Raw genomic sequence first — 12642 nt, 5'->3', positions numbered from 1 at the left:
AGAGGGTAGGCGGAGCATCCGACATTCGGTAGGGCAGTCCCGATCTGCGGACTCGACCCCGAACCGCGGGCGAATCCGGCGGAACAGTCCGCAGATCGGGACGCGCTCCGCGGATCGGGACCGACTCGCCCCCGTAGGCTTGTCCGGTGACTATTCAGCATGACCCCGCCGTCCGGGGCTTCGCCAGCGACAACTATTCCGGCGTCCACCCCGAGGTCCTCGCGGCCATCGCGGCGGCGAACGGCGGCCATCAGGTCGCGTACGGCGAGGATGCCTACACCGAGCGCCTGCAGGAGGTCTTCCGCGCGCAGTTCGGCGACGGCGTCCAGGCGTTCCCGGTGTTCAACGGCACCGGCGCGAACGTGACCGGCCTGCAGTCGATGCTGCCCCGGTGGGGCGCCGTGATCGCGGCATCCTCCGCGCACATCAACGTCGACGAGGGCGGTGCCCCCGAGAAGATCGGCGGCTTCAAGATCCTCGCCGTGCCGACGGATGACGGCAAGCTCACCCCCGAGCTCGTCGACCGCGAGGCCTGGGGCTGGGGCGACGAGCACCGTGCGCAGCCGCTCGTGGTCTCGATCACGCAGTCGACCGAGCTCGGCACCCTGTACTCGGTCGACGAGATCCGTGCGCTGGCCGACCACGCGCACGAGCGCGGGATGACCCTGCACCTCGACGGGGCGCGCATCTCGAACGCGGCCGCGGCCCTCGACGTGCCGCTGCGTGCGTTCACCCGCGACGCCGGCGTCGACGTGCTCAGCTTCGGAGGCACCAAGAACGGCGCCATGCTCGGCGAGGCCATCGTGGTGCTGAACCCCGAGGCATCGAACGGGCTGCAGTACTCGCGCAAGTTCAACATGCAGCTGTCGTCGAAGATGCGCTTCGTGTCTGCGCAGCTGATCGCGCTGCTCGAGGGCGACCTGTGGCTGCGCAACGCCCGGCACGCGAACGCGATGGCCCAGCGCCTGCGCGGCACCATCGAGACCGGCATCGCCGACGGCGCGATCAACGGCGTCTCGTTCACCCAGCCGACCCAGGCGAACGGCGTCTTCGCGCAGCTGCCTGCGGGAGTTGCCGACCAGCTGCGCGAGTCGTTCCGTTTCTACGACTGGGATGCCGCTCGCAACGAGGTCCGCTGGATGTGCGGCTTCGACACCGAAGAGTCCGACGTCGACGAGTTCGTCGCCGAGCTCGCCCGTCTCACCTCGCGCTGATATTCCGGTCGCGGCGCCTGCGACACACGAGGAGACCCACCGTCAGATCTCGTGACGGTGGGTCTCTCGCGTTCGACGGGGATCGTCTGCTAGCGCATCAGTCCGAGGTTGGCGAGCGCCAGACGGATGAGCGTGCCTCGCCCGCCCTCCATCTCGGCGGCCACCGCGTCAGACCCTGCGGCCTCGGCCGAGAACCAGGTGACCTCGAGCGCGTCCTGTCGCGGCTCGCACGTGCCCGTCACCGGCACCACGAACGCCAATGAGACGGCGTGCTGCCGGTCGTCGTGGTAGGCGCTGACGCCGGGGATCGGGAAGTACTCGGCGACCGTGAACGGCAGCGGCTGCGGCGGCAGCAGCGGGAACGCCATGGGCCCGAGGTCGTTCTCGACGTGGCGGAACAGCGCGTCGCGGATCGTCTCGCCGAAGCGCACGCGCCCCGACACGATCGTGCGCGTCATCTCGCCCATCGGGGTGGAGCGCAGCAGGATGCCGATCTCGGTCACCTGCCCAGATCCGTCGGTGCGCACCGGAATCGCCTCGACGTAGAGCATCGGCAGATGACGACGCGCCTCTTCGAGCTCGAACTCGCTCAGCCAGCCCGGGTTCGTGTCTCGAGCAGGAGGCTGAGCGTCGCCGAAGCCCTCGATCCCGTCGTCGGGCTCGGGGTCGGGATCAGGTGTGCGGACGGCCATGTGTCCTTTCTACCAGCCGCACCTTCGACCCGACACTGACTTGACATCCCACGCCGGCATACGATTCGTCCGGCCGACCGGGCGCGTGTCCGCCCCCGCTGGCAGGATGGTGCAGGTGAGCGAAGAACTGACGATCGACGGCACCCTCACCCGCTGGTCCACCGCGGATCGGGCAGGGATGCCGCTGCTGGTGCTGCTGCACGGCTATGGAGCCGACGAGCACGACCTCTTCGGGCTGACGCCGTATCTGCCGGACGGCGTCGCCGTGGCATCCGTCGCCGCCCCTCTCGCACCGCCCTGGCCGATGCCCGGCCGATCCTGGTACGCGATCGAAGGACTCGACGGACGCAGCTCCGACGCCGTGGCCGCCGCCGCCGAGGCGTTCCTGCACTGGCTCGACGAGGCCGCTGCGGATGCTCCGACCCTGGCTCTCCTCGGCTTCTCACAGGGCGCTGCCGTCGCTCTCCAGGCCATGCGCCTCGCCCCCGAACGGGTCGACACGGTCGTCGCGCTCAGCGGATACGTCGCCTCGGGAGAGCTGCCGAACGACGAGTCCCTGACCGAGCGGAAACCGCATGTGTTCTGGGGTCGGGGCACGAACGACCAGGTGATCCCCGAGGCCCGCGTCGCGCACACCGCGCAGTGGCTGCCCGCGCACTCCGAGCTGTCGGGGCGCGTCTACACCGGGCTCACGCACAGCATCTCGGAAGACGAGCTCGGCGACGTGCACGCCTTCCTCACGAAGTGGCTGAGCCGCAGAGCGAAGAGCTGAGACGTACATCGGACCGCTCTCGCGCACGACACGCCCGGGGTTGCCAAACCCCGACACGCCCGGGTATCGTCGTGGAGTCCTGTCCGCCGTGTCTGGAAGTCCTTTGATCTGATCCGTCGCCTCCGCGCTCATCCTCTCGCGCGCTGACCCGACGATCGCCGACTCCACGGCAGACCATCGCCCGCTGTCCTTCGCGACGGCATCCCGCTCAGACGGGGTCCCGGGCGACCGGTGTCAGTGCACCCTCGCACTCGACAGGAGACACCATGTCAGTCCCCACTCTTCACTCCTCGGTCACTCTCGACCGTCTCACGTTCACCTGGCCCGACGGCACGACCGCGCTCGACGCCGTGTCCGGATCCTTCGGCACGGGTCGCACCGGACTCGTCGGCCGCAACGGTGCGGGCAAGTCCACCCTGCTGCGACTGATGGCGGGCGAGCTCACCCCGACCTCGGGGTTCCTCACAGCGTCCGGTGAGGTCGCCTACCTCCCACAGCAGCTCACGCTCGACGTCGACCGCAGGGTCGCCGACCTCCTCGGAGTCGCCGTGCCGCTGGACGCCGTCAGGGCGATCGGAGCCGGCGATGTCGACCAGGCGCATTTCGATGCGGTCGGCGACGACTGGGACATCGAGGCCCGCGCCGAGATGTCCCTGGGAGAAGCAGGCCTCGACCCCGAGTTCCTCGACCGCAGGGTCGGCGAGCTGTCCGGAGGCGAGGCGGTGCTCGTCGCGATCGCCGGCATTCGCCTGCGGCGAGCGCCGATCACCCTGCTCGACGAGCCGACCAACAACCTCGACCGTGACGCCCGCGCGAAGCTGGCGACGATGGTGAGCTCGTGGAAGGGCACGCTGATCGTGGTCAGCCACGATCTGTCGCTGCTCGAGCTCATGGATGACACCGCCGAGCTCTACGCCCAGACGCTGAACGTCTTCGGCGGACCGTACTCCGAATGGCGGGCCTGGTTGGACGCCGAGCAGGAGGCGGCGAGGCAGGCCGAGGTCACCGCGAAGCAGGAGTTCCGCAAAGAGAAGCGTCAGCGCATCGAGGCGGAGGTGAAGCTCGCTCACCGCTCGCGCACGGCGAAGAAGGCCGAGATCGAGAAGCGGGTGCCGAAGATCATCGCCCACGGCCGCAAGATGGCGGCCGAGGTGTCGGCGGGAAAGCTCCGCACAGAGGTCGGCGCGAAGGAGGATGCCGCGCGCACAGCCCTCGATGAAGCCGGACGCCGTCTGCGTTCGGACGCGTCGATGAAGATCGAGCTGCCCGATCCGCAGGTGTCACGAAGTCGTCGCATCGCGACGATCGGCGACGGTGAGCACTCGTGGATCATCCAGGGTCCGGAACGCGTCGCGCTGGTCGGGCGCAACGGCGCAGGCAAGACGACGCTGCTCGAACGGCTCGTGGCGGATGCCGCCGGCAGCGTTCACGATTCAGCACCCATTCCGCTGATCCGGCCGGATGACGGCCCGGAGGGCACGCTCGAGGAATCCCCGCTGAATACGGAACAGCCGGCGACCAGCACGGAACGTCCGGCGCTGACGGCGACGGCTCTCACCGATCGCATCGGCTACCTGCCGCAGCGCGTCGACGGGCTCGACGAGAACCGGTCGGTGTTCGAGAACATCGCGGATGCCGCACCACAGGTGCCCGAGAAGGAGCTCCGCAACCGACTGGCGAGGTTCCTGATCAGAGGGGCCACCGCAGAGAGGCCGGTCGCCGCGCTGTCCGGCGGCGAGCGCTTCCGGGTGGCACTGGCGAAGCTGCTGCTCTCTGATCCGGCACCGCATCTCGTGGTGCTCGACGAGCCGACGAACAACCTCGACATCGACACCGTCGATCAGCTCGTCGAGGCGTTGCGCGCCTACCGCGGGGCCGTGCTCGTCGTGAGTCACGACGACGCGTTCCTCGCCAGGCTCGATCTGGACCTCACACTCGAGGTCCAGTCGGACGGCGAGGGCGCACTGAGGGAGGTGGGGTGAGGAGCGAGGATCAGACGAGGCCCGCCTCGTAGGCGAAGATCACCGCCTGCACGCGGTCGCGCAGATCGAGCTTGTGCAGGATGCGGCCGACATGGGTCTTCACCGTCGATTCCGACACGAAGAGGGTCTCTCCGATCTCGGCGTTGCTGAGCCCTTTCGCGATCGCGAGCAGGACATCCTGCTCGCGATCGGTGAGGATGCTCACCCGCTCGTCGTCCGGCTCGGTCTCCCGGGGCAGCTGGGCCGCGAACAGGTCGAGCATCGCCCTGGTGACGCGCGGAGAGACGAGTGCATCCCCCGCGGCTATCGAGCGGATCGCGGTCATCAGTTGAGCCGGAGGCGTGTTCTTGAGCAGGAATCCGCTCGCTCCCGCGCGCAGGCTTCCGAACGCGTACTCGTCGAGATCGAATGTCGTGAGCACCAGAACCCGGCTGCCGGGAGAGCTGCGGACGATGCGTCGCGTCGCCTCGATGCCGTCCATCTCGGGCATCCGGATGTCCATCAGGATGACATCGGGAGTCAGTTCGGCCGCGAGATGCACGGCTTCCGCGCCGGAAGCGGCCTCTCCGACGACCTGCATCTCGGATTCTGCGTCGAACACCATGCGCATGCCGCGTCGGATCAGCTCGTGGTCGTCGACGATCAGCACTCGGATGGGCTGCGGGTTCATCGCTGCTCCTCTTGTTCGGGTCCACCCTGCTCGGGGATCACGGCACGCACACGCCAGCCGCCGCCCTGGAGCGGCCCCGTCTCGACCGTGCCCTCGTAGAGCCGTACCCTCTCACGGATGCCGATGAGCCCTCGGCCGGAACCGACCGACACCGCTGCGGGGCCGGGCTGCCCGTCGTCGGTCACGTCGATCACCACGTCAGATCCGGCGAAGTCCAGGGTGACGACGACCTCGCGCGGCTCTCTCGCATAGCGGAGGGCGTTGGTGAGCGCCTCCTGCACGATCCGGTGGATCGCGTTCTGGAGCGCGGGCGAGGAGGGAGCAGATCCGAGCGAGCGCACGGACACCGGCAGCCCCGCCGAACGGAAGGTCTCGACCAGTGCCGGGATCTCCTGCAGGCCCGGATTCGGACGGAGCGGATCGGTCTCCTCCCCCGGCTGCGGATCATCTCCGAGTGCGCCGAGAAGCTGACGCATCTCTCCGAGGGATTGCCTCCCGACGTCGCCGATCTCGCCGATCGCGCTCCGGGAGCGCTGCGGATCCTTCTCCACGAGCGCGCCCGCCCCGTCCGCCAACGACACCATCACGGACAGGCTGTGCGCGACGACGTCGTGGATCTCGCGGGTGATGCGGGCCCGCTCGGCAAGTGTCGCGAGCCGCGCCTGCTGATCGCGCTCACGGGCGAGCTGATTCGCGCGATCGACGATCGCCCCGATGTAGCGTCTCCGGTCACCCACGGTGATCCCCATCAAGGCCGCGATCAACAGGAAGACGAAGGAGATGAGGTCGATGGGGCCGAACAGGAAGGCAGGACGGTCGCGCAGCAGCCCATCCACGAACGGCGCGAGCAGTGCGATGACGAGCGTCAGGATGCTGAAGGCGATCCAGCCACTGCGACTCGATCGGTAGACGAAGACCGCGTAGAGCGCGAGCGCCGCCCCCAGAGGTTCCGCGACGACTCCGAGGATGATCGAGACGACCGCGATCGCCCCGAAGACCGCCACTGCGGCCCAGGGGTTGCGGCGCCGGAACATCAGCGAGACGCTGCCGACAATCGCGGCTGCCGCCGGGAACACGACGTCGACGCTCGGTGTCCAGACACCCGACGACAGGGGCGTGAGCACCGCCGCGAACATCGCGAGGATCAGATAGACACCGGCCACCACGGAGTCGACGAGCCAGGGATGCCCGTTCCAGAAGCGGCGAACCGCTCCTGCGGGCCGTGGGAGGGCGGCGGTCGCCTCGGAGCCCGACGGTGACTCTGCCATGCAACGACTCTACGCACCCCACCGGATCAGTGCATCGAGACGAGCGAGCGCTCATCCACGTGTGCGCCGATCGCCTCGGGCTGCGCCGCGAGAGGGCGTGTCGACATGTCGGCGGCATCGAGTCCGACCGCATGCGCGGTCGCGAATCCGAGGATCATGAGCCAGCCCATCCCGATCGTCGTGGCGACGAGCTCGAGAATGCTTCCGACGTCGGTGCGGAACTGGAGCAGCGAGAGGATGCCGCCCACCCCGGCGATCACGGCCGTGGAGATGCCTGCCCCGAGCGATAGCCTGCGCAGCACAGGGCGACCGTCGATGAAGGACGCCTGGAGCATCGCCACTGCGGCGAGCGCGAACGCGAGCACCGCGGCCGTGGTGTGCACGAGATCCTGCCAGGTGAAGGTGTCTCCCACCGGCAGCGGGCACCCCGAGGTGCACGGCACCTGGGAGGCGAGGAGGAACAGCGACGAGGCGATCGCGATGGAGAGGGCCGGCGTCCACAGGCTGAGCACCGGGACGGTCGAGCGGAGTCCGCGAGCCGCCCATGCGACAGCGAACCCGCCGACGGCGAGCAGTATCAGCGCGATCTCGAATGCACCGGCGGTGGGTTCCCCGTCCGCTCCGAGGCCGCTCACGTACAGAGTCCTGTCGGTGCTCAGACGGGCGAGCCAGATGAGCCCGAGGGCGACTCCGACGAGTACGCTGCCGACGATCGCGGCGGCCGCTCGGGTGACGACGAAAGTGGACGGGACGGAGAGGCTGGAGGTATCGGTGGAGGACATACTGCGACGCTAAAATCGCGCCCCCACTCGCCGCGTCGGCCTGGGATACCCCCTTCCGGGCGGTGTCGTACTTGAGGATGACCCCCTCAGGGCATGGCCGTCGGCCGGTCTCCTCGTGCGTCCGGCGACAACCGTCGCTCGCGGCGGTCTGAACTCAGGCGCGCCGGCTCCTCATCGCCCGAGTGTGCGCGATCGCGGGGTCGGCGGCGAGCAGTGCGTAGTCCTCGGAGTCGCGGGGCACGAGTGCGACCCGCCCCTCGCCGTCGTGGGCGATGCCCCAGCCGTAGCGCTTGCCGAGCGGTGACGACCGCAGGCACGGCTGACCCTTCGAGAAGAACGTCTCTCGCGCCGCCGCGTCGTCGGGATCGAGTCCATTGCGCAGCGCATGGGTCGTGAAGATCACGTCGTCGGAGGTGTGCGCATACGGCTCCTGCGCGATCAAGCTGTAGTGGAGAGCCGCGATCGTCGGCTTCTCACCCATCGGCGGCTCTTCGGCGTGGTCGACCGGGCAGTCCTCTGCGACCTCTATGAAGGTGCTCACGTAGTCGGTGGTGTGCGCTGCCATGCCTACAGCATGCACTCGCCCTCCGACAATGGCGACCCCGATGTCGGTGGCACAGGTGATGATGGAGGGATGAGCGACGTGCTCGACCGCTTCACCCCCGCCACGCAAGACTGGTTCCGGGGTGCCTTTCCCGCACCCACGCCAGCCCAGGTCGGAGCGTGGAACGCCATCTCGGCCGGCAAGCACGCGCTCGTCGTCGCACCCACGGGATCGGGCAAGACCCTCTCGGCGTTCCTCTGGGCCATCGACAGCGTCTTCCGCGAGCGCACGGCGAGCATCGAGCGCACGGGGGGCACCGGGCGCGCAGCGAAGAACGAGCGGAAGACCGACCGGGAGAAAGACGGCTCCCGCACCCGCATCCTCTACATCTCGCCGTTGAAGGCACTCGGCGTCGACGTCGAGCGCAACCTGCGATCGCCTCTCATCGGCATCGGGCAGTCCGCGCGGCGTCTCGGCGTCGAGGCCCCGGCTGTGACGGTCGGCGTGCGCTCGGGCGATACGACCTCGAGCGATCGCCGCAAGCTCGTCGCCGATCCTCCCGACATCCTCATCACGACCCCCGAGTCGCTTTACCTGATGCTCACGAGCCGCGCGGGCGAGACCCTGCGCGACGTTCACACGGTCATCATCGACGAGGTGCACGCGGTCGCCGCGACCAAACGAGGGGCCCACCTCGCGGTGAGCCTCGAGCGACTCGACGCACTGCGCCGCTCGCACGGCCACGAAACGGCCGCACAGCGCATCGGACTGTCGGCGACGGTGCGCCCGATCGACGAGGTCGCGCGCTTCCTCGGCGGTGCCGCCCCGGTCGAGATCGTCGCCCCGCCCGCATCGAAGACGTTCGAGCTCGGTGTCGTCGTGCCGATGGACGACATGACGAACCCGCCGCCGCCTCCCGGCGCGCCGAAGGATTCCGGCGACTCCGCGGACGCCGAGTACACGGAGGTCACCGGGTCAGTCTGGCCGCACGTGGAGGAGGCGATCGTCGATCGCATCCTGCAGAACAAGTCGACCATCGTGTTCTCGAACTCGCGACGCCTCGCCGAGCGTCTCACCGGACGCCTGAACGAGATCTACTCCGAGCGCATCGGCGTCGCACTGCCCGAGGCATCGGTCCCGGCAGCGATGATGGCACAGGCCGGTGCCACCGCCGGAGCCGAGCCCGTGCTCGCCAAGGCCCACCACGGCTCGGTGTCGAAGGAGCAGCGCGCCCAGGTCGAAGAAGAGCTCAAATCCGGCGTGCTGCGCTGCGTCGTCGCGACGAGCAGTCTCGAGCTCGGCATCGACATGGGCGCGGTCGATCTGGTGATCCAGGTCGAGGCCCCGCCGTCTGCCGCATCCGGGCTGCAGCGCGTCGGACGAGCGGGCCACCAGGTCGGCGAGATCAGCCGTGCGGCGCTCTTCCCCAAGCACCGCGGCGACGTGCTGCACACCGCGATCGTCACCGAGCGCATGCTGGCGGGCAAGATCGAGGCGATCCAGGTGCCTCGCAATCCGCTCGACATCCTCGCCCAGCAGACCGTCGCGGCCAGCGCCCTCGGCGAGATCGGCGTCGAGGAGTGGTTCGAGACCGTGCGGCGCTCCGCACCGTTCCAGTCCCTCCCCCGGTCGGCGTATGAAGCGACTCTCGATCTGCTCGCGGGGCGCTTCCCCTCCGACGAGTTCGCCGAGCTGCGCCCGCGTCTCGTCTGGGACAGAGATGCCGGCACCCTCACAGGGCGCCCCGGCGCACAGCGCATCGCCGTCACGAGCGGTGGCACGATCCCCGACCGCGGACTGTTCGGGGTGTTCGTGGCCGGCGAATCGACCGGCGCCCGCGTCGGCGAGCTCGACGAGGAGATGGTCTACGAGTCGAGGGTCGGCGACGTGTTCACCCTCGGCACGACGAGCTGGCGGATCGCCGAGATCACGCACGACAGGGTCAACGTCATTCCCGCGTACGGGCAACCGGGCAAGGTGCCGTTCTGGCACGGCGACGGCATCGGGCGTCCGTTCGAGCTCGGAGAGGCGCTCGGGAAGTTCTCGCGCGAGGTGTCGGCGGCGACACCCGAGAAGGCGGCGCAGCGGCTGATCGAGGCAGGACTCGACGAGCAGGCGCGGATGAACCTCATGGCGCACCTGACCGAGCAGCGCGAGGCGACGGGCACGCTGCCGACCGACCGCACCCTCACGGTCGAGCGAGGCCACGACGAGGTCGGCGACTGGCGGGTCATCCTGCATTCCCCATACGGCATGAAGGTGCACGCGCCCTGGGCTCTGGCGATCAACGCACGCATACGCGAGCGCCTCGGAGTCGAGGGTTCGGCCGTGGCGAGCGACGACGGCATCATCGTCCGCATCCCGGATGCCGAGGCCGAGCCGCCCGGCGCCGAGCTGTTCGTGTTCGACCCCGACGAGCTCGAGCAGCTGGTCACGCAGGAGGTCGGCGGATCCGCGCTGTTCGCCTCGCGATTCCGCGAGTGCGCCGCCCGCGCGCTGCTGATGCCGCGCACGAACCCGAACCGTCGCACACCGCTCTGGCAGCAGCGCCAACGGTCGGCGCAGCTGCTCGAGGTCGCCCGTCGGCACCCGACCTTCCCGGTGATCCTCGAGACGCTCCGCGAGGTGCTGCAGGACGTCTACGACCTCCCCTCGCTCCGCAAGCTCGCGGTGTCGATCGCCGACCGCCGCATCCGACTGATCGAGACCCAGCCGGCGCAGCCCTCGCCCTACGCACGCGACCTGCTGTTCGGGTACGTGGGCGCGTTCATGTACGAGGGCGATTCTCCGCTCGCCGAGCGCCGTGCGGCCGCGCTGTCGGTCGACCCCGCGCTTCTCGGCGAGCTGCTCGGCACGGTCGAGCTGCGCGAGCTCCTCGACCCCGAGGTCATCGCCCAGTTCGAGCGCGAGGCGCAGCGGCTCGACCCTGAGCGCCGCGCACGCGGTCTCGAGGGCGTCGCCGACCTGCTGCGGATGCTCGGCCCCATGGACGCCGCCGAGATCGACGCGCGGCTCGATCCCGAGACGGGGTCGGGCGCCGACCACCTCGACGCGCTGATCGCCGCACGACGCGCGATCCCGGTCACGGTCGCCGGCACCACCAGAGTCGCCGCGATCGAAGACGCCGGCCGTCTGCGCGATGCGCTCGGCGCGGCTCTGCCCACCGGCATCCCGGTCGCGTTCCTCGAGCCGCTCGCCGACCCGCTCGGCGACCTGGTCGCGCGATACGCCCGCACGCATGGCCCGTTCACGACGGATGCCGTCGCTGCGCGCTTCGGGCTCGGCGCCGCCGTCGCGCGCCACACCCTGCAACGACTCGAGCACTCGGGGCGCCTCACCAGCGGCTACTTCCTTCCCGAGGCCTCAGGCTCCGGCAACGAGACCGAGTGGTGCGACACCGAGGTGCTGCGCCGCCTGCGGATGCGGTCGCTCGCCGCGATCCGCGGCAGCGTCGAGCCCGTCTCACCCGAGGCGTATGCGCGTTTCCTCCCCGACTGGCAGCACCTGGGGCGCCCCTTGGAAGGACTCGACGGCGTCCTCACAGTGATCGAGCAGTTCGCCGGGGTTCCGATCCCCGCAAGCGCCTGGGAGTCCCTGGTTCTGCCGTCACGCGTGCGCGATTACTCCCCCGCATTGCTCGATGAGCTGACTGCCGCAGGCGAGGTGATCTGGTCGGGCCACGGCACACTGCCCGGTCGCGACGGCTGGGTGTCGCTGCACCCCGCCGACCTCGCGCCCTTCACCCTCCCCGAGCCCGACGACGAGGTCGCCGCCGAATCTCTCGAGGCGCGAGTGCTCGCGGCGCTCGAGGCCGGTGGCGCCTACTTCGCGGCACAGCTCAAAGACATGGTCGCTGCCGAGAACGAGCAGTCCGTGCTCGAAGCACTGTGGACACTCACCTGGGCAGGACGAGTGACGAACGACACCTTCGCCCCGATCCGGTCGCTGCTCGCCGGAGGGTCGCAGGCGCATCGGGTCACGCGGCGCGCCCCGCGCACGCGCGCCTACCGGGGCATGTCGCTCGCCCGAACCGCGCCGCGCCCGTCCTCGATCGGCGGACGCTGGTCGCTGCTCCCCTCCGTCGAGACGGATGCTGCTCGCCGAGCCACCGTCACCGCCGGTCTGCTTCTCGACCGCTACGGCGTCGTGACGCGCGGCGCCGTGCAGGCCGAGGGTGTGCCCGGCGGCTTCGCCCAGACCTACCGCGTGCTCGCCGGTTTCGAGGAGGCGGGGCACTGCCGCCGCGGCTACGTGATCGAACGACTCGGGGCGGCGCAGTTCGCGGCATCCGCCACCGTCGACCGACTTCGCACGTTCGCCGGCCTCGCAGACCCGCCGCCCCGCAAGGCCGTCACGCTCGCCGCGACCGACCCCGCCAATCCCTACGGCGCCGCACTCGGATGGCCCAAGCGCGACGACGTGTCGCACCGCCCGGGGCGGAAGGCCGGCGGCCTGGTCGTGCTCGTCGACGGATCGCTCGTGCTCTACCTCGAACGCGGCGGACGCACGGTGCTGTGCTTCACCGATGACACCGAGGTGCTTCGCGCCGCGGCGACGGATCTGGCCGCGACCGCCCGCGCGCGACGCCTCGACACCCTCACGGTCGAGAAGGTCAACGGCGAGGGCGTCTACGGCACCGATCTCGCGCTGGCGCTGCAAGAGGCCGGGTTCGTCGCGACCCCGCGCGGCTACACGCTCCGCAAGGCGATCTGACGGTG

Annotated in this window: 9 protein-coding genes; 4 read left to right on the top strand and 5 right to left on the bottom strand. The window is 69.7% G+C overall.

From position 1 onward, the window contains the following. Positions 1–146 precede the first annotated feature (146 nt). Entirely contained in the window at positions 147–1214 is a 1068-nt protein-coding gene (locus tag ACQ4LY_RS09580; RefSeq protein ID WP_431070945.1) for a threonine aldolase family protein, read from the top strand. An 89-nt stretch (positions 1215–1303) separates the two neighbouring features. Here the strand turns inward: ACQ4LY_RS09580 and ACQ4LY_RS09575 are convergent, their stop codons facing one another. After that, positions 1304–1906 carry a DUF4916 domain-containing protein gene (locus tag ACQ4LY_RS09575; protein ID WP_431070944.1) on the bottom strand — a complete coding sequence of 201 codons (603 nt, stop codon included), beginning with the start codon at positions 1904–1906 and terminating at the stop codon, positions 1304–1306. 106 nt (positions 1907–2012) lie between these two features. Here ACQ4LY_RS09575 and ACQ4LY_RS09570 point away from each other — a divergent pair, with 106 nt between their 5' ends. Both ACQ4LY_RS09570 and ACQ4LY_RS09565 read left to right on the top strand, forming a co-directional pair. Continuing rightward, complete coding sequence (locus tag ACQ4LY_RS09570) at positions 2013–2678, top strand: alpha/beta hydrolase (RefSeq protein ID WP_431075663.1); 666 nt, start codon at positions 2013–2015, stop codon at positions 2676–2678. 266 nt (positions 2679–2944) lie between these two features. Further along, entirely contained in the window at positions 2945–4660 is a 1716-nt protein-coding gene (locus tag ACQ4LY_RS09565; protein ID WP_431070942.1) for an ABC-F family ATP-binding cassette domain-containing protein, read from the top strand. Positions 4661–4670: 10 nt separating this feature from the next. Here ACQ4LY_RS09565 and ACQ4LY_RS09560 read toward each other — a convergent pair whose 3' ends face one another. The 4 genes from ACQ4LY_RS09560 to ACQ4LY_RS09545 form a co-directional block, all read right to left on the bottom strand. After that, positions 4671–5330, bottom strand: coding sequence for a response regulator (locus ACQ4LY_RS09560; protein ID WP_431070940.1), 660 nt, complete (start codon positions 5328–5330; stop codon positions 4671–4673). After that, positions 5327–6598 (bottom strand): histidine kinase, encoded by a 1272-nt coding sequence (locus tag ACQ4LY_RS09555; RefSeq protein ID WP_431070938.1) that lies wholly within the window; start codon positions 6596–6598, stop codon positions 5327–5329. Before ACQ4LY_RS09555 ends, ACQ4LY_RS09560 begins: the two co-directional genes overlap by 4 nt. A 26-nt stretch (positions 6599–6624) precedes the next feature. Then, the gene (locus ACQ4LY_RS09550; RefSeq protein ID WP_431070936.1) at positions 6625–7380 is read right to left on the bottom strand and encodes a DUF998 domain-containing protein; all 756 of its coding nucleotides are present in this window, start codon (positions 7378–7380) and stop codon (positions 6625–6627) included. Between the two features lie 154 nt (positions 7381–7534). Further along, positions 7535–7945, bottom strand: a complete 411-nt coding sequence (locus ACQ4LY_RS09545) for a DUF6157 family protein (RefSeq protein ID WP_431070934.1) — start codon at positions 7943–7945, stop codon at positions 7535–7537. Between the two features lie 69 nt (positions 7946–8014). Between ACQ4LY_RS09545 and ACQ4LY_RS09540 the strand changes: the two genes are divergently transcribed. Then, a complete protein-coding gene (locus ACQ4LY_RS09540; RefSeq protein WP_431070932.1) occupies positions 8015–12637 on the top strand; it encodes an ATP-dependent helicase in 4623 nt (1540 codons plus the stop codon). Positions 12638–12642 lie beyond the last annotated feature (5 nt).

The organism is Microbacterium phyllosphaerae (assembly GCF_050628115.1).
Classification (GTDB): domain Bacteria; phylum Actinomycetota; class Actinomycetes; order Actinomycetales; family Microbacteriaceae; genus Microbacterium; species Microbacterium phyllosphaerae_A.
The sequence above is the reverse complement of the archived record's forward strand: the minus strand, read 5'-3'. Positions and strand labels throughout refer to the sequence as shown.